We start from the raw sequence: 21996 nt of genomic DNA, 5'->3' as shown, positions 1-21996 counted from the left end.
CATTTTGAAACACAGGTAACTGTTGTGGTACAACGGATTTTTCAAGATTTCGGGCTGTTGCGGTAAGTATTGACTCAGTTGTTAGTATGCGCGGCCTGACTAATCCGGCTTTTTGGAATGAAAAACTCCTGAAAATTTCATTCTGGTCCCTCAACATTGGACTTGCCATGATGACATTTCTATCACTGCTACCACAAGGCATACTCCAGACTTACATCAGTATTATCAGGATAGCTTTTATTTGACCAGGCTCATTCTAGTGTTAATGGATTGCCCAACATTCAAAAAAAGTAGCGTCCTTTTGGGCGCTACTTTTTGAGAGCAAAATAACTTATTACAGCAGTCTATTCAAGCAGCTAAAGTAAACGGCTTAGCCTAGATTTTAAATGGATATTTTCATTTTCTAATTGTTGTTTGGTTCTCATTAATTCTATCACCATAGCCGTTGCTACCCAGTCAATTTGTAATTGTTGACTCAGTTTGATGGCCTTTTTTAACCAGTGGGCACTTTCTAAATCGAACACCCATTCGGAAAAATCATCACCTTCGAGGGGCGTAACGATGCCGTATTCAACAACCTCAACAACCGCTTCTTGGCTTATGTCAGCACTGAGGCATAATTCATCTACGTGAATATGTAATATGATTTTAGTCATGCTTAATTGCTCCAATCTTGGCGTGGATTATATTGCTCAATTTCAGCTAATTGTTCCCATAACCTTTTGGTTTCGTCGCTGGTTGTTGGGGGTATATCGATTTTAATAATAACCAACAAATCCCCTTGTGCCGCTTTGTTTTTAAGTCCTTTGCCTTTTATCCGTAATTTTTTACCTGTACGACTGTTAGCAGGAATGTTTAGGTTTATCTTTCCATTAAGTGTAGGCACCTCAAGTTTTGTTCCAAGTGCGGCTTCCCATGGAGTAAGAGGAACGGTTAACAGTAGATTTATACCTTGCACGTCAAATAATGGGTGAGGCACTAAACGAATATGTAGAAATAGATCTCCGTTTAACTGGTTTTTTGTGCTGTCATCTCCATGGCCGGGGGCTCCATGGCCGGCGGCCCCTTGGCCTTTCACTCTAATCCGTTCGCCATCTGCAATACCCGCAGGTATTTTTACTTTTAGTGATTTTTTAACCTGTTTTGTTTGCCTACCATCAAAAACTGGCACCAAAAACACTACGTTCTTTGTGAGTCCAGACACTGATTCTTCCAAAAAAATGGGTACTTCCATTTCAAGATCTTGACCTTTGTATTGATTAGGCTGTTGTTGCCCTGCCTGTCTAAAACTATCTTGCCCACCACCAAAAACTGAATTAAAAAAGTCAGAGAAATCAGCTGAAGAACCAGCGCTACTTCCTCTATTTTCTGCTGAATTTTGCCAACCCGGAGGTGCTTTAAAGCCTTGCTCTGAACTTGAACCATAACGTTTCATTTCATCGTATTCAGCTCGTTTATTGTCATCTTTTAACACTTCATAGGCTTCTGCTACCTGTTTGAATTTTTCTTCTGCACCCGCGTCAGGATTCATATCGGGATGAAACTTCAGGGCGAGTTTTCGGTATGCTTTTTTGATTTCTTTTAGGTCAGCATTTTCTTTCACGTCCAAAATTTTATAATAATCTTTAAATTCCATTCTTTGTTCCTTCGTTTAAATACAGACTATCAGTATGTGGTGGGAGCTATAAAGAGAAACCCGTTAGCCACTTTTAATCTGAACATTATGGTGAAAAGATTGCAGTGTTTGAGCACGGATTCGTCAATCACAACGTTTACAAAAACACAGACGACGTTAAAAGGTCTTGCCAGTACCACTATTATCGCGCCTATCTTCGTTGAACTTGCTCACAATAGTGGGAATAGTGGGCTATTCCCTCACAAGCTCGCCTCGATAAACGCAATATTAGCAGCACTGGATGCGTTCAATGTCTTTGCAAACCAATTGCCACCATCTAACATATTGTTTTTATTGAAATCACTTCTAGGGACGCGGCACGTCTTAATCCGAGTTCAGGTTATTTAAAAAATTATTTGAGTCTGATTTATTACACCCATAACTTTTTTAATCAGCGTGTTTTCTATAAACGGCTTTTCAATGAAATCAATGGCCTCAGCTTGCATTGCGCGAACAGCCTTAGAAACATCGCTGCCTGATGATAAAACTATTGTGGGTAATCTAACGCCTAAGTTATTAATCTGTTCGAGTAACTCGATGCCGTCCATATTGGGTAAATTGACTTCAACGATTAGGCAAGCAGCTCTACTTCTTAATTTTGTATTAAAAAAATCTTCTGCAGAAGTAAACACCTCTACTATCACATCTTGTTGCTCTAATAATTTCGAAAGTGAACACAGTAATTGATGATCACTATCAACTATGTACACAATTGGTTTTTCAAGAGCTTTCATTTTGGACACCATAAATAAACTAATTACCACTGATAGATATATTTTCGAAACGCATTATTTATAGTGGTTATTATCAATGCCAATGTGGCATACAGCAATAAGCATTTATACCTAGATTAGGCTCTAATTAGTCAGTAGGGGAGGCATCAATCACCACTTTAACTAGTTCGGCAAGAGAATTAACCCCCATTTTATCCATAACATGAGCACGATGGATTTCTATTGTTCTTTGACTAAGGTGTAGTTCAATAGCAATCACCTTATTGGCTTTGCCTGTTACTATGGCATTCAGGATTTGATTCTCTCGGTTGGTAAGGGATGCTAGTTTGCCTTGAGTCTGATTCACTATTTCTAGACGTTTTTGATTTTTCATATTTGTTTGCAGTGCTTTTTGAATCGCATCTATTAGTAGCTGCTCCCTAAAAGGTTTTTGAATAAACTCAGCAGCGCCATTTTTCATTGCTTCTACCGCTGTAGGCACATCCCCATGCTCGGTTACAAAAATAATCGGCATACGACAGCCCATTTGTTCAAGCCTATGTTGACACTCTATGCCACTAATAAACGGCATTCGGATATCCAGTAAAATACACCCATTGTGTTTATCGAACTCTGTTTCACTATATGCGTCTAAAAATTCTTGGGCATCTTTATAACAAGTGTTTATCAGTCCAATACTGTCGAGTAACATGCCAACGGAATCCAACACCGCTTCATCATCGTCTACCACATGTACCATAGGTGATGAAGACATATGTTCAGTTTTATTATTTTGCATATTATTTCTCATTACCTTCTTGGAGGATCAAAGTGGCTGGCAAACAAAAAGAAAAGATACACCCTGAAGTCTGCCCAGGGTCAAAGTATATTCTTCCTCCATGGGCATGAATGATAGTTTGACTCACTGTTAATCCCATCCCCATGCCGGTCTCTTTGGTGGTGAAAAACGGGGTGAACATGCCACTGCTGGTGTTCTTATCAATTCCGAGACCGCAATCAATGACAGACACCTCTATCATTGATTGCGATAACCATTGGCTTTGGATACGCAGTGGTGCGCCTTTTATATGTTCCATAGCATCAATACCGTTGCGGATTAAGTTAAGTAATACCTGCTGTATTTGCACTGGGTCAGCTAACAGTTTCGGCTTATTATCGTGGCATAATTCTAGTATTACCTCGTGGTCCAGGATACGAGTGTCTACCTTTGCTAAATTGACCGTTTCAAGTATCAGCCCATTAAGATCAACCGTTTCTCTCTGTGCTACACGTTTTTTGACAAAGGTTCTAAGTCGATTGATTACCTCGCTGGCACGAATGGCTTGGTCACAAATTTTATCTAACGCAGCGACCACCTTTATTTGGTTATCTTGGGTGGCAGATTTCAAAAGTCGTTTGGACGCTTGGGCATAACTCGATATGGCTGAAAGAGGTTGGTTCATTTCATGGGCAATGCCTGCTGCTAACTCTCCCATAGAACTTAACCTGGAAGCATGGGATAAACGCTCTCTACTTTGACGAGCCTCAATTCTGTCACGTTCTTGTTCAGAGATATCTCGAATAATACCGACAAACTGAATATGGCTTGTATCTTTTACTTCTCCAACACTCAAAAATATAGGAAATTCTTCGCCATTAGATTTTTTACCTTTCACTTTCCTGCCTCTACCAATTATTTTTGCTTCACCAGAGGCCAAATAAGATGATAAATATTTATCATGCTCAATACTAAATGGAGCTGGCATTAACATTTTTATATTTTTACCAAAAACTTCTTGCTTGGTATACCCAAACATCTTCTGAGCAGCACTATTAAAAAGCTCAACATTTCCTTTTCCATCAATAATAACTAAAGCGTCAACTGCGGCGTCAAGTAACGCAATCAACCTTTGGTTAGCATCTTTAATCGTCCCTTGACTACTGGCCTTATTAGCCAATATTTCGTTCAAGATTGACTTATCAGGTTCAGGCATTAACAAGTATCCTATATAATATATAAGTAGTTTCCGAAGTAATTTACGAGTTATTCCGGATATTGTGAGTTGTTATTAACGGTATATGATTTAACCCAAGAGTAAAAGTGGCAGCTAGACAATTAAGCTTTATGTCAGTTGATATTCCTTAATTTTAGAGGTAATACCGAGATGAAGACTTCATACCAAGCACAAAATGACTATTACAACGCCGCATCACAAATAGACATTTGTATAGTAAATACTAACCCTTCTAATAACGCACAAAAACGTAATTCACATCGTGTTTTTCATCGTAGAGATAGTCTTTTCTCAGTAGGGGACCATTTCGAAGGTATCTATGTGTTGCGTTCAGGTTCGGCTAAATCATTTAATACCTCCAGAGATGGTGAAGAACATATCACTAAGTTTTATTATCCTGGGGATATGGTAGGTATTGATGGTTTTCATGGACATAAGCATAAGCAAACCGTGCGTTTTCTTGAAACTAGCAGTGTGTGTTTAATAAAAGAATCAGAGATACATAGTTTGATAACAACAAGCAGTGTTTTTCGTGATGGTTTATTGCAAGCGATGAGTCACACCTTAGCTTGCAACAGCGCGATGATGATGTGTTTGGGCACCTATTCAAGCGAACAAAAACTAGCCATGTTTTTGCTTGATTTATCTGTGTGTTTTTCTGAAAGAGGCCTGTCAGGCAGTGAATTTATGTTAAGCATGACAAGAACTGATATCGCCAATTATTTAGGTATGGCAATAGAAACAGTGAGTCGCATATTTGCTAGCTTTCAACAAAGAAACATTATTGAAGTTCAGCTTCGATATCTGTCTATTTTGGACTTTGCTGCGTTAAACAGAAGTGTTGCAATAGATATCTGTACTAAACCCAATACTAGTCTTTCAAATCCCATACAAGCAAAGTACGCAATGAATTGATTTAATACTGAAAACACCATTTGATTATTCAGTATTTCCTTAAGATGGAAAATGACCAATAAGATTGATATCAGTCAATATACAACATGTATTTTTTGTTTAAATAACCTTATAAGGTTATTTAAATTAGGCAATTATTTACGCGTAACGCAATGACTCAAGTAACCTAACTCAATTTTGTATGTAATTTTTAAAGGAATTAAACGTCATCATACATCACCTATTTGGAGAAGAAACATGAAAACGTATCAACGTATTTTAGTGGCTATTGATATTTATTCTGAATATGATCAAGTACTCAAAAGAGCTTTATTGGTTGCCAAAAACGCAAGTCATCTGAGTATCGTCTTTGTGACTTTGCCTACCACTTATTTTCAACCCTATATTAGTGCCGTAGGAGGTGACTACGTTGCCGATATACATAAACAAGCAAAAACTCGCCTAGATGAAATTGGACAAACCAATAACATCCCAAATAAACAACTTTACTTACCCATTGGTAATGCAGCTGAGGAAATTCACACATTAGCAAATGAGATAAATGCAGATCTTATTGTAATCGGAACACATGGTCGTAGTGGGATTAAACTATTGTTGGGTTCAACAGCCAATTCGGTGTTACATGGTGCAAAGCAGGATGTATTGGCTGTCAGGCTTATTTAAATTAACACCTGAGATCTAACCTCCAATACCTAAGTGGCAAAAATTGTTAGCGAGGCTTTGCATTTTGCGCTACACATACACTAGGATAATACTTTGCTGCGTATGTCACTCAGGTCTAAACCTAAGTCAGAGCAATAAAATAGGGGATTACAGCTAAGAGGTGACCCCATATTTTTTCCCCAAAAGAGACTAATCCTGCACACCCAACTTTTTCATAATTGTCATCATAGGACACCAGTTTGTAAACGCTGACTGAATAAGATTTGCCGCAATAAACATTGTAAAATATACCCAGTTAGCATGCACAAAGTATGTCAATGCCAACGACACTAAAATCATGATCCCAGCGACCAATCTCAAGCCTTGATTAATATTCATTTTACACCTCATTTAACATTAGCAGATTCTTATATTAGACAAAGCTAATATAATGATTATAATAATGCAAGTGTAAATCAAATCGGAGTCAACAAACTTGGATCTAGATCAAATTAAAGCCAATGCTTCTGAGGCAGAATCATTTTTAAAAATGATAGCGAATAAAAACAGGCTAATGATTTTATGCAGCCTAGTTGACAAAGAATGTTCGGTAAACGAGTTAAATCAATCAGTACCTCTTACGCAATCAGCACTGTCACAGCATTTGGCAGCACTGAGAAAAGCAGGAATGGTATCAACACGACGTCAGGCGCAAACCATTTTTTACTCGGTTACAGATGTCAGAGTGAAACAAATAATCGAGAAAATGTATGAATTTTTCTGTGCTACCGAATAGTTGAATGATATGAAAAAACACCCAATAGACAGACTTGTTGCCTTTTCCTTGAAAGGAGGGTTTCCTCAATTTGTATTTATAGTTTCCATATTTTTAGGCGCCATTGCGCTTACGTATACACCACGTGAGGAAGAGCCACAAATAGTGGTGCCAATGATTGATGTATGGGTGGATGTGCCTAATCTATCTGCTCGTCAGGTTGAACGACAAGTCACCGTACCATTAGAAAAACTACTCAAACAAGTCCCCGGCATTGAACACATTTACTCTGCATCACACGATGGGGCGTTGAATGTCACCTTACGATTTAATGTTGGCGAAGACAGAGAAAGGGCGTTAGTCAACACCTATAATAAACTTTTTTCTAATCAAGACAAAATCCCCGAAGTTGCGGCTAATTGGATTGTTAAACCCATTGAAGTAGACGATGTTGCAATACTGATGGTTGGGCTTTATAGCACCTCACCGGATCTCTATTCTGATTATGAACTACACCGAATGGCACAAGAAGTGTCGACTGTTATTCAAAGTCTACCTAATACCAGTGAGGTCAACATAGTAGGTGGCCGCTCAAGATCGATACAAGTATTGCTTGATTTACAGGCACTGGCTGCCCGTCAAACCAGTGTCATGAATGTGGTGGACGCTCTGGCGCAATCGAATCAGCTTTCCAGACATGGCGAATTATCACTGGGACAAAATACCCTTGTGATTGAGTCTGGAGATGTCATCCGTGATTTGCAGTCGTTAAATAACATTGTGGTGAACGTCATCAATGGAAAAATGGTATTGCTAAAAGACATTGCCGAAATTCGTGATGGACCTACCGAGCCTAAAAGTTACCAGTGGTTAGAATTTGCAAATGGGGCGAATACTACACTACAAGACAAATATCCTATGGTAACTATCAGTGTAGCCAAACAAAAGGGCAGTAATGCTGTCACTGTGGCGAATGATGTACTGGCTAAAATGGCAGAGTTACAAACACAATTATTACCTGCTGAAGTGCATTATGAATACCTAAGAAATTATGGCCAAACGGCGAATGAAAAAGTCAATAATCTGACCTCAAGTTTGGCTTTTGCGGTGTTTACTGTAGTGGTGTTTATTGGCGTATTTTTAGGCTGGCGCCAAGCCATAGTCGTGGCCTTGGCGGTGCCTATTTGTTATGGACTGACCTTAATGTTGGACTTAGCATTTGGTTACACCATTAATAGGGTCACACTGTTTGCGCTAATTCTTTCATTGGGATTATTAGTGGATGACCCGATAACCGGCATTGATAATATCACCCGTTTTATGGGTAATAAAAACGCCTCCAAAAAAAACAATATCATTGATGCCATGTCAGAAATACGCCCGGCGTTAATTATGTCAACGGTTACCATCATATTGGCCTTTGTACCTTTAGCTTTTATTACCGGGATGATGGGGCCTTACATGGCACCCATGGCATTTAATGTGCCTATTAGTGTGGTGATTTCCACCTTTGTGGCCTTTGCTATCACACCTTGGTTAGCGTCTAAACTATTAAAACCTTCGAGAACGGCAGTAGCAGATAAAACCAATGGCATTTACTCTCGCATGTTAAATCCACTGATAGCTAAAAAAAGTAGAAGCAAGTTAGGCTTATGGATAGTGTTAGTTTTATTCATTGTTGCTTGTGTCTTGCCTCTAATGAGAAGTGTGCCTCTTAAACTGCTGCCATTTGATAACAAAAATGAGATCCAGGTCTTAATAGATATGCCAGAGGGCACCTCCTTAGAGCAGACAGCAGCAACCGTTGAAGATGTGATCCAATCAGTTAAATTATTACCAGAGGCTAAAGCTATTGCTAGTTATATTGGTCAGCCATCACCAATAGATTTTAATGGCATGGTTCGCCAGCACTATCTGCGACAAGCACCAAATTTAGCGGAGTTAAGAGTCACCTTGCTGGATAAAACCGAGCGTGAACATCAATCCCATGGGATTGTGTTACGTCTTAGAAAGTTACTTGCACCCTTACAACAAGACAACCTGTCAATTAAAGTCATTGAAGTACCGCCAGGCCCACCTGTTCTGAGTACTTTTGTTGCTGAAATCTATGGGCAACCTTTTGTTAGCCCCGAAATTCATCAAGCTGCGGCTATAGGACTGATGTCTCGTCTTAAATCTGAAGCTCATGTGGTCGAAATTGATTCGAGTCTCAACAGTGAGCAGTTAATCTGGCGTTTTGTTGCAGATAAACAAAAAGCGGCTCTGTCGGGTATTTCCACCGTTGATATTAATAATGCTTTGACTGTGGCTATTGCATCTAAAAGGGCAGGGACTTATCAAGTTGAAGACGACGCAACGCCCGTGCCGATAGAGGTCAAATTGCCCTATAAAAATAGACAATCACTGACCGATATTTTGTCATTGCAGGTTGTGGGACAAGGTGCGATTGCACAGCAGGATAATGGCCTTGGATTAGAAGTGTCACCCCAGTCACTGGTGAGTCTTGCAGAGTTGGGGCAATGGCAACAAACCAAAGTTTCTCAACCCATTTTACATAAAGATCTGGTTCCAGTGATATATGTGACTGCAGAGTTGGCTGGTCGCACACCTGCAGAAGTCATTGCAGATTTAAGCGCAGACCTTATTACTGATGAAGCGGGTCATTCAGTGACACAGAATGATTGGCAAAACAGAACGTATTTACAATCTGGCGGCGGTGAGCCATGGAGATTACCTGAGGGAACGTCTTATTCATTTTCGGGTGAAGGAGAATGGAAGATTACCTTAGACGTGTTCAGAGATATGGGCATTGCCTTTGCGTTTGCATTAGTGGCAATTTTCTTTTTACTTAAATTACAAACCTCGAGTTCGGCCTTAGCGTTAATCATTATGTCGGCCATCCCACTTACTATCATTGGCATCATGCCAGGTTTTTGGCTTTTAAATCAATTTGGCGAACGTGAAATTGCTGGAGCGCCTGACCCAATATTATTCACCGCCACCGCAATGATAGGCATGATTGCGCTTGCCGGCATAGTGGTTAGAAATTCGCTGATTTTAGTGGAATTCATCACCTTAGCCAGAGCCAAAGGCATGAATATTAAACAGTCACTTTTAGCCGCGGGTGAGGTGCGTATGCGACCGGTTTTACTTACTGCAGGTACCACTATGTTAGGTAATTTAGTGATTACCCTAGATCCCGTTTTTAGCGGACTGGCTTTAGCCATTATTTTTGGCATCATTGCTTCAACGCTTTTTTCACTCTTTGTCGTCCCTATGGTGTATTTCCTAGTGTTCGAAGATAACCAGCAAGCACAGTTAGAGGAACAATCGTTATGAGTATTAAAAAGTGGGCTATCCCATTATTCACTGTTGCAGGATTATTGGTCGTTGTGGCTTGGATGGCAGGCGTATTTACCAGTCAAGTCTCCCCTGAGTTGCTAACACGCCCAGCTGAAAAAGTGTTAAACAGTTACACGGTTAAATATATCACCAAGCCAATATTAGAATCGATACCGGCGGGCATCAAAGCAAGAGAAGCGACCTTGTTATCAAGCCAGATTTTGGCTCGGATTGAGAAGATTCATGTAAGAGCAGGGGAAAACGTAGTGAAAGGCCAGTTACTGGTCACCCTTGAAAGTGAAGGGCTTAAGGCTCAGTTAGCTCAAGCCATGGCTATGGTAGACGCTTCACAAGCTTTGCTAACTGAAGCAAAGACCAGTTTTGAACGGGCGCAAACACTAAAGGAAAAAGGTTTAGTTTCTCAAAGTGAACTTGACAATGCCGTGACTTATTTTCGCCGTTATGGATCAGAACTTGTGGCAGCAAAACAGCGTAAACAAGCCGCACAAACAGCCCTTGAATATAGCAAGATAACCTCACCATTTTCTGGTGTCGTGGTTGAGAGGTCTGCTGAGCCTGGCAATATGGCATCACCAGGACAATTGCTTTTGTCATTGTATGATCCTCTAACCCTACAAATTGAGGCCGATGTCCGCGAATCACTGGCGATTCAGCTCCACATTGGTCGTAAAATCACAGTGAAAGTAGACTCTCTGGGCAAAGAAATTAATGGAACTATCGTTGAAATCGTGCCAGCTGCGGATCCCAATGCTCGATCATTTTTAGTCAAAGCAGGAATTGAATTCGACCCGGTTCTAAGACCAGGTATGTTTGCTAGAATGTTAATAGAAGATGGCACTAAAACTGTATTATCCGTCCCCGTTGATTATGTGAAAAGTTTCGGCCAACTTGATATGGTATGGCTGTTAAAAGAGGGTAATTTAAGCCGGCGTTTTGTGCGATTAGGAAAGTCACAGCTTGATCAGGTTGAAATTGTTACAGGTCTCAATTCAGGTGACACTCTGGCATTGAGCGCTAATTAAATAAGATTTAAACATTCAGGAATTATTATGCTAAAAACACTTCCCCAGTTACTAGAGCAATCGAAACAAAATGTGCAGCTTTTGACAGCTAAAAAAGCGGCACAAGAGATGAGTCAAAACAAAGGTTTACTGATAGATGTTCGGGAGTCAGCTGAACATTTTGCAACGCCTGCTATTGGCGCTATTAATATACCTAGGGGTGTATTGGAAATGAAAATATTGGAAATAGAAAAAGATCCAGAACGTCCAATCTATTTACATTGTGCATCTTCGCTACGTGCTACCTTAGCGGCAGAACAATTAGCCAGAATGGGTTATACAAATGTCAGTGTGATCACTTGTAAAATGGACGAAATACTTAAGATGCACCAGTATTCAGAATAAAGTCTAATATCAATCGCTAATATAAATAGCAAATATAAATAGCTATGTTCAATTGGTATGCCAGTTTAAGGTTGCAAACTTTCTCCCTTATCTGCATACCATTTGTTGATGCTTAACCAAATATCCTCGGCGGTTTCTGCATACCAAAACAAATCTCGATCTTCTTCATCGATCACACCCTCATCAACAAGAAAGTCAATATCTACCGCTTTTTGCCAAAACGACTGGCCCACTAAAACAACTGGCATAGGCGTGATTTTGCGTGTTTGAATTAAAGTTAATGTTTCAAACAACTCATCTAAGGTGCCATAACCGCCAGGAAAAGCGACCAATGCACGAGCTCTAAGTACAAAATGTAATTTACGTATGGCAAAATAGTGGAATTGAAAACAAAGTTCTGGTGTGACATAAGGATTAGGAAATTGCTCATTTGGCAGAGTGATATTGAGACCGACTGTTTCAGCTTGTGCCTCTGCAGCGCCTCGATTGGCTGCTTCCATTATACCTGGGCCACCTCCTGTCATGATCACTAACTGAGAGTCATTAGGGCCGTTTCCAGACTTACCCACAAGGCCTGCAAATTCCCGTGCGACCAGATAATACTGACTATTGTGTTGAATACGTTTGGCAACCGCTAATTTTTTAATTAACCTTTTGTTTTGTGGCTTTTGTTCAAGCTGTATTTTTAATGAATCTATTCTATCTTGTGCCCCTTGTGGTTCGACAATCCGAGTGCTACCGAACACCACAATAGTGTGTTCAATACCGTGTTTATTTAATAACACTTGTGGTTTCAGGTAATCTAACTGCAACCTAATTCCTCTTGCATTAGGCCCTTTTAAAAAATCGATATCCTCAATTGCAGGAACATAGGAGCGGTTGGTCATTATCGCGTCTAGCTTATTCTCAATTGCCGGATCTTCACTAATAGGTTTGGGCTTTTGCCATGGCAAGGCTTCTTTGCGTTTGATGGAGTGAGGGGGCTTGGGAATAGATAACAGGAAATTTTTTCTGGGCATCAGGGGAGTGAATTACATAAAGTAAGAATCTGCTTATCATAGTCGTTTGATAAGGACTAATTCCATCCTTAAACTCGCAAATAATCGATCTGTATCAATAAATGTTAATTCTAATGCTCGTACACTTTATCTTAATTTAATTCTTTAAGGCTTAAACAAATGGCAACTATTCGCAGGATCATCCTAGATGTACTGAAGCCTCATCATCCTAACGCTTATGAATTCGCCATGTTTTTGGCAGACTTAGGCAACGAATACGTCGTTCATTTAGCTGTTATTGAAGTGGATGAAAATACTGAAACTGTGCAACTTGAGTTGAAGGCTCCCAGTATAGATTTTGAATTGGTGCAAGCCGCGATAATTGAGATGGGGGCCTCATTACACAGCATTGATGAAGTCGATGCCTGTAGCCAGATAAATGTTAATCAGCAAGATTAATTGACAACTTACATGGACATAAAAGGTCTCGTGGCGTTGACACATTCACAGGGCATTATACGACGTTATTTTATCGTCAATGGATTTGATGGTGCATTAACAATGTTGGGTCTCATTTTAGGTTTTTTATTCAGCACTCCAACTGACATAAATAATATTATAAACGTGTGTATGGGAGCATCAATTGCCTTATGTGTGAGTGGTATTAGCAGTGCGTATGTAAGCGAAAGTGCTGAACGAAAATACGTTTTAACCAAGCTTGAAAATGCAATGATAACTGATTTAAGCCAAAGCTCTCACGCCCATGCAGCGCGCATTGTTCCCATTGTCATTGCGCTGGTTAATGGTCTAGCTCCGTTATTGATTTCGCTGCTTATCCTGCTGCCATTATGGCTTTATAAAAGTGGTGTGGTATTACCAATATCTCCTCTTATTATTTCTGTTTTTATCGCGATGACAGTTATCTTTTTGCTCGGTGTGTTTCTTAGTCGCGTTTCAGGTATGTCTTGGTGGCTAAGCGGAATAAGAACATTATTAGTTGGCATATTAACCGCCGCACTTATTTTTGTCTTTGTGGGGTAAAAGCTTGAACGAAAATTACTACAACCTAGAAGTCAAAACAGTTTTAAGTGACCTTGAAACTTCAGCTAATGGTCTGACGTCTCAAAAGGCACAACAGCGCTTGCAACAAAACGGACCTAACGACATTCCTTCCAAGAAAACGCGATCCATTGGGCAGTTATTTTTTAAACAGTTTGCTGATTTTATGATTATGGTATTGATAGTTGCCGCTCTGATCTCGGGCCTGATTGGCGAATTAATAGATAGTGCAGCGATATTTATCATTTTGTTACTTAATGCGGTTGTAGGCACTATTCAAGAGTTTAGGGCCCAACGATCCCTTGAGGCACTACAAAAAATGGCATCCCCAACTGCTAGTGTGTTGCGTGACGGTCAAACCGTCACCTTGCCAGAAGAAAAACTGGTTGTTGGTGACATTGTATTGTTAGAGACAGGTAATATCACACCTGCGGATATGCGTTTGATTATGGTAGAAGAATTACAGGTTAACGAATCTTCAATCACTGGAGAATCACAATCGATAATCAAACAGCAGACAAAACTAAACGAAAACAATCTTTTTACTGGTGATCAGAAAAACTGCGTTTTTAAGGGAAGTTTGATTACTCACGGACGAGCCTCAGGAGTGGTTTTTGCAACAGGTCTGAACACAGAAATTGGCCAAATTGCCAAGTTATTACAGCAAGGAGAGGAAATAAAGACTCCTCTGCAAATAAGATTGGTGAAGTTTGGCCGTTACCTTGCTACTGCTATTTTATGTATCTGTGCAATATTGTTTGTGTTAGGACTCATACAAGGGCAACCATTACTGTTAATGTTTTTGACCTCTGTCAGTTTAGCTGTTGCCGCGATACCTGAAGCGTTACCTGCAGTTATCACTATTTCCCTTGCACTTGGTGCTCGTAAATTACTTAAGCAACATGCTTTAGTGCGCAATCTACCTGCGGTTGAAACATTGGGCTCAGTTACCTTTATCTGCACCGACAAGACTGGCACATTAACCCAGAATAAAATGACCGTTGAGCGGGTGTTCGAAGGGCAACAACAGTCTAGCCATTTAGCCAAAGATTATGAAGGGCTTGGGCAGGCTTTCGGAGAAGCCCTTGCGATTAGTAATGATGTGATGCAAAAAGACGGCATCCCTTTTGGTGAGCCCACAGAGATGGCTTTATTTGAATATGCTAAACACAGCGGTTTCGACAAGGACAAATTAATCCAAGATATTCCCCGTCAAGCTGCTATTGCCTTTGACAGTCAACGAAAAATCATGACTACACTGCATCGTAATTCATCTGGTGTTGTGGCTTATGTGAAAGGTGCGACAGAAAATGTACTATCTAGTTGTTTATATGCACAACATGGCGCTGAGCAAATAGACCTAAACAAAAACCAGATTGTAGCTGCGGCTGAGCAGTTAGCTAATGGCGGTTATCGTGTATTAGCGTTGGCCAAACGTAACTTCGAGTCACTTCCCGAACACATAAACGCCAACACTATTGAGCAAAACCTGACTTTTTTAGGCTTGGTTGCGCTAACCGACCCACTTAGAGCCGAAGTACCTAAAGCAATGGCTGATTGTATTTCGGCCGGCATCACACCTGTAATTATTACTGGGGATCATCGAGGAACAGCACTGGCAATCGCCCAACGTCTACATATCGCTAAAGGTGACCCCAAAATGTTAGATGGCAAAGAGCTCGAACTCATATCTGATCAGGAATTAGTCAATCAAGTCAGTTCAATTCAACTTTTTTCCAGAGTATCGCCGATTCAAAAATTAAAGATTGTGAAAGCATTGCAGGAAAATAACCAATTTGTTGCCATGACAGGGGATGGGGTCAATGATGCACCGGCTTTACAGCGCGCTAATATTGGTATCGCCATGGGACAAACAGGGACTGACGTAGCACGAGGTGCTGCAGACATGGTGTTATTGGATGATGATTTTTCAACTATAGTCCGCTCGGTAAAAGCTGGTCGTAGAATATTCGATAATATTAGAAAATTTATTAAAGACACCATGAGCTCAAATTCAGGGGAAATTTGGACACTTTTTCTTGCACCATTATTTGGTCTTCCAATCCCTCTATTACCTATTCATATTTTATGGATAAATCTTGTCACTGATGGTTTACCGGGATTAGCCTTTAGTGCTGAACCAGCTGAACGGGATGTTATGAAACGTCCTCCACGGCCCTATAATGAAAGTTTATTTGCACACGGAATGTGGCAACATATTTTATGGGTAGGGTTAGCGGTAGGGGGCTTATCCATTGCAATGTTAGCTTGGACAATTGAACGTAAAGTAGACTATTGGCAAACATCTGTATTCACTGTTTTGGTTTTTTCCCAACTCTTTCATTCGTTGGTTGTGCGCAGTGATAAAGAGTCTATTTTTATACTAGGTATATTCAGTAATAAGCCCATGTTAGTTGCCATTGGGATCACGGTTTTTTTACAACTAATGGTGATTTATACTCCCGCTTTTAACCGTGTTTTGCATACACAGCCATTACCATTATCTGAACTGATTATATGTATTGCTGTTTCTTCCATTATTTTTTGGGCGGTAGAAGGTGAAAAATACTTAATAAGGCGAGGAATGTTGTATCAAAAGTAGAGATAGAGAAAACACAGTTTGAATGTTTAGTCTCATCTAAACCAATTCTTTTATTTGACCCAAATCAATAATGGACCCCAAAAATATTCTAGTATCATTTTATGTTTCATAAATGGTAAACCACATGAATGTTGGAGAAATATGTTCAAAAAATGTTGTATATGTTTTGAAGCAAGATTCAGTGCTAGATATCGCTAGAGTGATGAGGGAACAACAGGTTGGGTTAGTCGTGGTAGTTGATAATATAAGTGGAGAACTTATGCCCAAAGGCATAATTTCCGATCATGATTTGGTGCTCGAAGTGCTCGCTGCAAACATAGCACCCTCTGTATTAAAAGCGGAAGATATTCTAACCTGTGAATTGTTCTGCGTGACTGAAACACATAATGTGAAAAAGGCGCTTAAATACCTACGTTATTACGGTGTTAGAAGTGCTCCTGTTGTGAACGTAAAAGGTGTGCTTGTTGGTTTATTTAGCATTGAAGATGCATTGGCTATATTGTCAGAAGAGTTTAGTGAACTAATGAAATTGATGAGTTATGAACTGATGAATGATAAGCAAAAGATAGAAATAAATAACACTGCCTTTAAAACTTAAGGCTAATGAATATTAAAATATATATTCACAGGCAAGCTAAGTGTCTACAAAACTGGGGGAAGATCAGGTGCCTCCAATACCGATATATTGTGTTCCCATCCAGATGATATATCCGACATACAGCAACAGCAGAATTTTACCGTTATTATTGGTCAGTTCGGAACCACTTCGTGCCAGCACCAAAAAAGTCACAGTGGCAAATAATAGGAACATCATCATTGGAATAATCCGAGGATAGTTAAAACCTACTGCGCCGGCAACGATGACTCCAGCAGGTAACACAACCAATAAGTCGAAGATATTACTGCCGAAGGCATTTGTTAGGCTTGCAGTACTCAGCTTACGTTGGGCTGCTTTGACGCTGACAAAAAGATCCGGGATGCTAGTTGCCGCGGCCAATAGGGTTGCACCCCAAAAATAACTCGGAGTACGGAACATCTCGCCAAGTTCGATGACCATTTGGATCAGTACTTCCACCGCTATGGTAACCAGCACCATGGATATAATCAGCTTACCCCAGCTTTTAAGTGCATTGGGTTCCCGCTTTATGTCCTCTGGTATGTGGTCACGCACTTCTTGATATTGGATGTAGATGTACAGCACGTAAAATAGTAGCGGAAGGATCATCAAGGAAAGTGTCAATGTTCCGTTTAATGGTTCTTCTGTAGACGGTTGATAAATAACAGCAAATGACAGTGTTACCATCACGATCAGCACACTGATCAGGTAAAACTGCGCTTCTCGATAGATCACGTCGCGCCCTGCGTGAAGTGAACCTGGGCGGAAGAATACCGATGTTCCCGGAATGACCAATATATTGAACACTGCCGAACCAATAATGGTAGCCAAACCTAGTTCAAAGTCCCCATGAATGCCTGCGGCCAGGATGATAGTGACCAATTCGGGAAAGCTCGAACTGATTGCCATCACTGTAGAACCTTTGACTGAGTCTGGAAGACCGTAACAGAGGGCTAGATCGTGGCATGCGTCCTCAAGGAAGTTACACGCCTTCCATACTACAGTGGTCGCAATAGTCATGATAAGGAAAATATAGGCGAGTTCAGCTAACACTTGAGTCCATTTTCATAATCTATTTGGTTGCTTCCTATGATAACCGATGCCAAATTGAGAGTTTTTATCTTACCTATTCCTTTAAGGGAATATCTTCAAGTAGCTTTATAATAGTAGGGTTGTTGTTTAATTTAGCTAAGTCAATGAGGTAGCTTTTTTCAAGTTCTTGCATCGGTTGATTTGCTAACAATTCTTTTACCGATAACTCTTCACCATTTGCTATGGAGGTTTTTAAGGCCGCAAAAGTTGCGATGTCGTGATGTTTCTGAACCGTCATGTTAGATCCCATTAGTTATGTTGTTTGTTATTTAAAGCATATGCCACTGCTAGGACTAAAAATAGACTGCGAATTTTATAATCAAATTATCTGGATAAGTTACATACAGACAGATAATGACGTAAAAAATATAAGTTCATATAGTGAGTTATTGGCAGTGTGCACATCAATATTTTCTTCCACGTAGAACCATCCATGGTGGCTTTGGTGTTTAGTGTTTAGTTTTTTGATTTACCTATCATTGCCTTGGGATCTAACCTTGCGATAAGTTCAGCTTCATTTATATCGGTCAAATCTTTGGCAACATCTAACACTGCTCTATTTTCTGTATAGGCTATTTTGGCAATCTCGGCGCTTTTATCATAACCAATTATACTTGTTAATGCCGTTGCTAACATAGGATTTCGTGCCACGTTCTGCTTAAGCATTGCATGGTTCACTTCCATGTTTTTGATCACTTTATCGGCAAGTGTGGTGCTGCATGTAGTCAGTAGTTGAATACTTTGTACTAAAGTATGTCCGATTAAAGGCAACATGGTGTTTAATTGAAAGTTGCCTGATTGAGCTGCCAAGGTGATTGTAGTGTCATTGCCAATTACTTGGGTACACCCCATGAGTACCGCTTCTGGGATGACTGGGTTGACTTTCCCTGGCATGATACTGCTACCTTTTTGAAGCTCGGGTAAGTGTATTTCATTTAAGCCATTTAAGGGTCCACTACTGAGCCAACGAATATCATTGCTAATTTTACTCAAACTAACAGCGGCGGTTTTGAGGTTCCCACTAACACTAACAGCCGTGTCTTGGGCGCTTATTCCATGAAAATAATTGTCAGTTGGGGTAAACTCTAAGCCGCTATTTTCTGATAACAACCGAGTCACAACAGTCCCAAATTCTGGATGTGTATTGACACCAGTGCCTACCGCAGTGCCACCAATAGCAAGCTTACATAAACTTTGTAAACTGTGTTGGAGTTGGTTATGTATGTATTTAATCTGATCTCGCCAAGCACTTATTTCCTGGCCCAAACTGATCGGCATTGCATCCATCAGATGGGTTCTACCGGTTTTGATAGTATTCTGATGTTCCTTTACTTTATTATCTAAGGTATAGACTAGGTGTGATAGGGAAGGCAGTAGTTCGTTGTCGATAAGCGTCGCAGCACTTAAATGAATACATGAGGGGATAACGTCATTAGAGCTTTGACCCAAATTCACATCATCTATAGGGTGCACACAAAGTTTTCCTTCACTTTGTAAATTCACAAGGAAGGCAATCACCTCATTGGCGTTCATGTTGGTACTGGTGCCAGAGCCAGTTTGAAATACATCCACTGGGAATTGATCGTCATAGAAGCCGTTAGCAACACTTTTAGCTGCAGCTATAATAGGCATAGCTTTGTCTGTTTCAAGTAAACCTAGTTCCATATTAGCTCGAGCAGCAGCGGCCTTTACAGCCCCAAGTGCCCAGAGAAAAGCACGGGGCATTTTCATCTCACTAATGGTAAAATTCACAAGGGCTTTGGCTGTTTCTTCGCCATACAACACCTTGCTGATGTGCTCTGGATTACTCGCATTTAGGTTATTTTTTGTATTCATATATTATCCTCGACCCTTAGTCCATAGAATGATTTTTGCCACCAATAAAAGGTCTCTTTGTAGAGTAAAAAATAGCGTTTTAATATAATTGACACAATGATTGACACATTTGTAGCAGTTACCAACAGTATAATGTTCTCATCAGCAACCTGCCCATTGAAATATGACTTAATTGATATCACTGTCCTGCAATTTTTTGGCTAACGTCATCATGGTTAATGGGCAGTATATTGCCGTAAAACAGCGCTGTTGGGTAAGCGTATTCGCCCCATGTACCTTCACCTGTCCAATAATAGCCATAACCAAAATAATCGAAATATTCTTTTTCAAACTCTCGAGATACTATTCCAAAAGTTGTAAAACTTCAAATATAGATAGTGCACTACGCAATTATAGAGGTTGAGGTTTTAGTGCTGAAGCTTCTAAATAAGCCTGTAAAAATAAACTAAACCTTGCAGAAACCCGTGTAATTCATTTCATATATTTTAGCAATTTTATTTAGTATACTATCTAATAATTAAAGCGGGTTTATTGTTTTGGATCAAAACTTTTATAAGTACCTAGGGGTGTTAATTATTCTCTTTATTCAGTGCACCGTTAAAACCAGGAAGGAAAGGCGATGAAATCTAAAATTAGAGAAGCAAACCGTGAGCATGCTCCATTAGAGCGAGGTTTTCTTAAATTGTCTTCTCCTGTAGAAGCCTTTATCAATAGCCAAGCCATGGCCGGAATAGTGCTACTTATTTCTGCCATACTGGCCATTCTTATGGTCAATGTAGGATGGCAACAGCAGTATGAGTCGATAAATAAACTGGTGCTCGCAATTTCACTTGGGGACTGGGAAATGAGTCACTCAGTTCATTATTGGATCAATGATGGCTTGATGGTGTTATTTTTCTTTATATTAGGATTGGAAATTAAATATGAGTGTTTAGTGGGTGCACTGAGTGACTTAAAAGATGCCACCTTAGTGATTGCCATGGCCACCGGTGGGATGCTATTGCCAGCACTAACTTATCTGCTGATTGTGTGGATTGGCGGATCAGATGCTTTTCAGGGATGGGGCGTGCCAATGGCAACGGATACTGCATTTGCTATAGCCATTTTAACATTATTAGGCACTAAAGCACCACGAGCGGCTGCCATCATTCTAACAGGTTTAGCCATAGTTGATGACATGGGAGCAGTTGTGGTTATTGGGATTTTTTATACTGAGCAAATTGTGGTCAGCTCCCTTTTATGGGCAGGTTTGACATTAGCGGCGATGTTTTTGATGAATCTGCTTGGAATAAGAATGGCCTCATTTTATTTGATTGGTGGTGTCATATTATGGTGGTTTGTTCTTCAATCAGGCATTCACGCAACGACAGCAGGTATTTTGGCGGCCTTGATGGTGCCCACACGACCCTATGCCCAAAAACAATGGTTTCATCGTAAAATGAAACACCTTGTCGAAGACTTTGGGGAAGCGAACAAACCGCAAACCACTATTCTTCAGAGCAGTGAGCAACATGATCTTGCGGTTCAAGCCGAAGATATCGCAAAAAAAACAACTACACCGATTATACGCTGGGGCAACTCCTTAGATAAACCCGTTAGCCTCATTATATTGCCGTTGTTTGCTTTTTTAAACGCTGGAATGCTGCTCCCTAACGCCATCCCTGAATTTAGTGAAACGGTGATCACGCTAGCCATATTTTTTGGTCTAGTCTTAGGCAAAGGAATAGGTATCAGTATGTTTGCGTGGCTAGCTTTAAAAATGAGGATTGCAAGACTTCCCGAAGGCGTACATTTTAATCACATTGTTGGCATCGGCTTTTTAGCTGGCGTCGGTTTTACAATGTCACTGTTTATCTCTGCATTGGCATTTGAAGGACATCCAGCATTGATTGAACAAGCCAAATTAGGAATTTTACTTGGTTCACTTATAGCTGGGATTATTGGGACGGTGATTTTGATATTTGTATCTAGAAAAGCATTACCGCTTAATGTACCCCGTGCAGATTAATGTCTCTACTGACAGGTATATCCACCATCAATAACCAATTCAGTACCGGTTACGAATTTAGATTCATCCGATGTATCGAGATGCCAAAATTTAGCTAGGCCGCCAGCTGCGTTAATCTCATCCCTTAGGTTTTCACCTTCTTCATCATTGATGTCTGTTATGGCTACTTTAGCGCCTTCATGAGCTAACAGCAGGGCGGTGGCTTTACCAATACCCAATGCTGCCCCGGTAATTAATGCTGTTTTTTTATGGACTCTTTCCATGTTGCTACCCTCCAGTAG

At 40.2% G+C, this 21996-nt stretch carries 22 protein-coding genes and 1 pseudogene; 11 read left to right on the top strand and 12 right to left on the bottom strand.

Going from position 1 to position 21996, the window contains the following annotated elements; all coding sequences use genetic code 11:
- Positions 1-356: 356 nt before the first annotated feature.
- The 5 genes from CXF95_RS10285 to CXF95_RS10265 form a co-directional block, all read right to left on the bottom strand.
- Positions 357-656 (bottom strand): chaperone modulator CbpM, encoded by a 300-nt coding sequence (locus CXF95_RS10285; protein ID WP_101198562.1) that lies wholly within the window; start codon positions 654-656, stop codon positions 357-359.
- Between the two features lie 2 nt (positions 657-658).
- Positions 659-1636: a DnaJ C-terminal domain-containing protein gene (locus tag CXF95_RS10280; RefSeq protein WP_101198561.1), complete on the bottom strand. Its 978-nt coding sequence runs from the start codon at positions 1634-1636 to the stop codon at positions 659-661.
- Between the two features lie 383 nt (positions 1637-2019).
- On the bottom strand, positions 2020-2409 hold the full coding sequence (locus CXF95_RS10275; protein ID WP_232787755.1) for a response regulator transcription factor: 390 nt from the start codon (positions 2407-2409) through the stop codon (positions 2020-2022).
- Positions 2410-2536: 127 nt separating this feature from the next.
- Positions 2537-3187: a response regulator transcription factor gene (locus CXF95_RS10270; RefSeq protein ID WP_101198775.1), complete on the bottom strand. Its 651-nt coding sequence runs from the start codon at positions 3185-3187 to the stop codon at positions 2537-2539.
- Position 3188: 1 nt separating this feature from the next.
- Complete coding sequence (locus tag CXF95_RS10265; protein ID WP_101198559.1) at positions 3189-4382, bottom strand: nitrogen regulation protein NR(II); 1194 nt, start codon at positions 4380-4382, stop codon at positions 3189-3191.
- A 171-nt stretch (positions 4383-4553) separates the two neighbouring features.
- Between CXF95_RS10265 and CXF95_RS10260 the strand changes: the two genes are divergently transcribed.
- On the top strand, positions 4554-5318 hold the full coding sequence (locus CXF95_RS10260) for a helix-turn-helix domain-containing protein (protein ID WP_101198558.1): 765 nt from the start codon (positions 4554-4556) through the stop codon (positions 5316-5318).
- A 237-nt stretch (positions 5319-5555) separates the two neighbouring features.
- Entirely contained in the window at positions 5556-5981 is a 426-nt protein-coding gene (locus CXF95_RS10255; RefSeq protein ID WP_101198557.1) for a universal stress protein, read from the top strand.
- A 189-nt stretch (positions 5982-6170) separates the two neighbouring features.
- Here the strand turns inward: CXF95_RS10255 and CXF95_RS10250 are convergent, their stop codons facing one another.
- The gene (locus CXF95_RS10250) at positions 6171-6359 is read right to left on the bottom strand and encodes a DUF2892 domain-containing protein (protein ID WP_101198556.1); all 189 of its coding nucleotides are present in this window, start codon (positions 6357-6359) and stop codon (positions 6171-6173) included.
- Between the two features lie 97 nt (positions 6360-6456).
- Here CXF95_RS10250 and CXF95_RS10245 point away from each other — a divergent pair, with 97 nt between their 5' ends.
- From CXF95_RS10245 to CXF95_RS10230, 4 genes are read left to right on the top strand one after another with little or no spacing between them, the layout of a single operon-like run.
- Positions 6457-6756, top strand: a complete 300-nt coding sequence (locus tag CXF95_RS10245; RefSeq protein WP_101198555.1) for a metalloregulator ArsR/SmtB family transcription factor — start codon at positions 6457-6459, stop codon at positions 6754-6756.
- 9 nt (positions 6757-6765) lie between these two features.
- Complete coding sequence (locus CXF95_RS10240; RefSeq protein WP_232787754.1) at positions 6766-10074, top strand: efflux RND transporter permease subunit; 3309 nt, start codon at positions 6766-6768, stop codon at positions 10072-10074.
- The gene (locus CXF95_RS10235) at positions 10071-11120 is read left to right on the top strand and encodes an efflux RND transporter periplasmic adaptor subunit (protein ID WP_198556549.1); all 1050 of its coding nucleotides are present in this window, start codon (positions 10071-10073) and stop codon (positions 11118-11120) included. Before CXF95_RS10240 ends, CXF95_RS10235 begins: the two co-directional genes overlap by 4 nt.
- Before the next feature lie 27 nt (positions 11121-11147).
- A complete protein-coding gene (locus CXF95_RS10230; protein WP_101198554.1) occupies positions 11148-11504 on the top strand; it encodes a rhodanese-like domain-containing protein in 357 nt (118 codons plus the stop codon).
- A gap of 65 nt (positions 11505-11569) precedes the next feature.
- On the opposite strand, the gene CXF95_RS10225 is transcribed toward CXF95_RS10230, so the two are convergent.
- Positions 11570-12523: an LOG family protein gene (locus CXF95_RS10225; RefSeq protein ID WP_101198553.1), complete on the bottom strand. Its 954-nt coding sequence runs from the start codon at positions 12521-12523 to the stop codon at positions 11570-11572.
- A gap of 159 nt (positions 12524-12682) precedes the next feature.
- Between CXF95_RS10225 and CXF95_RS10220 the strand changes: the two genes are divergently transcribed.
- The 4 genes from CXF95_RS10220 (at position 12683) to CXF95_RS10205 (ending at position 16761) form a co-directional block, all read left to right on the top strand.
- Positions 12683-12961, top strand: a complete 279-nt coding sequence (locus CXF95_RS10220; protein WP_101198552.1) for a DUF211 domain-containing protein — start codon at positions 12683-12685, stop codon at positions 12959-12961.
- A gap of 30 nt (positions 12962-12991) precedes the next feature.
- Positions 12992-13543 (top strand): VIT1/CCC1 transporter family protein, encoded by a 552-nt coding sequence (locus CXF95_RS10215; protein ID WP_232787753.1) that lies wholly within the window; start codon positions 12992-12994, stop codon positions 13541-13543.
- A 4-nt stretch (positions 13544-13547) separates the two neighbouring features.
- A complete protein-coding gene (locus CXF95_RS10210) occupies positions 13548-16163 on the top strand; it encodes a calcium-translocating P-type ATPase, PMCA-type (RefSeq protein WP_101198772.1) in 2616 nt (871 codons plus the stop codon).
- Between the two features lie 124 nt (positions 16164-16287).
- A complete protein-coding gene (locus CXF95_RS10205; protein WP_101198550.1) occupies positions 16288-16761 on the top strand; it encodes a CBS domain-containing protein in 474 nt (157 codons plus the stop codon).
- Positions 16762-16824: 63 nt separating this feature from the next.
- On the opposite strand, the gene CXF95_RS10200 is transcribed toward CXF95_RS10205, so the two are convergent.
- The 4 genes and pseudogenes from CXF95_RS10200 to CXF95_RS30525 form a co-directional block, all read right to left on the bottom strand.
- Positions 16825-17832 (bottom strand): sodium:calcium antiporter, encoded by a 1008-nt coding sequence (locus CXF95_RS10200; RefSeq protein WP_101198549.1) that lies wholly within the window; start codon positions 17830-17832, stop codon positions 16825-16827.
- 73 nt (positions 17833-17905) lie between these two features.
- Positions 17906-18109, bottom strand: coding sequence for a hypothetical protein (locus CXF95_RS10195; protein ID WP_101198548.1), 204 nt, complete (start codon positions 18107-18109; stop codon positions 17906-17908).
- A gap of 218 nt (positions 18110-18327) precedes the next feature.
- Complete coding sequence (locus CXF95_RS10190) at positions 18328-19707, bottom strand: lyase family protein (RefSeq protein ID WP_101198547.1); 1380 nt, start codon at positions 19705-19707, stop codon at positions 18328-18330.
- A gap of 241 nt (positions 19708-19948) precedes the next feature.
- Positions 19949-20050 (bottom strand): annotated as a pseudogene (locus CXF95_RS30525) (PRC-barrel domain containing protein); the annotation flags it as partial.
- Between the two features lie 276 nt (positions 20051-20326).
- Between CXF95_RS30525 and nhaA the strand changes: the two are divergent.
- On the top strand, positions 20327-21715 hold the full coding sequence (gene nhaA / locus CXF95_RS10185; RefSeq protein ID WP_101198546.1) for a Na+/H+ antiporter NhaA: 1389 nt from the start codon (positions 20327-20329) through the stop codon (positions 21713-21715).
- Between the two features lie 5 nt (positions 21716-21720).
- Here the strand turns inward: nhaA and CXF95_RS10180 are convergent, their stop codons facing one another.
- Positions 21721-21978 (bottom strand): SDR family NAD(P)-dependent oxidoreductase, encoded by a 258-nt coding sequence (locus tag CXF95_RS10180; RefSeq protein WP_101198545.1) that lies wholly within the window; start codon positions 21976-21978, stop codon positions 21721-21723.
- Positions 21979-21996 lie beyond the last annotated feature (18 nt).

Origin of the sequence: Paraglaciecola sp. MB-3u-78, assembly GCF_002835935.1 — a bacterium.
GTDB lineage: Bacteria > Pseudomonadota > Gammaproteobacteria > Enterobacterales > Alteromonadaceae > Paraglaciecola.
The sequence above is the reverse complement of the archived record's forward strand: the minus strand, read 5'-3'. Positions and strand labels throughout refer to the sequence as shown.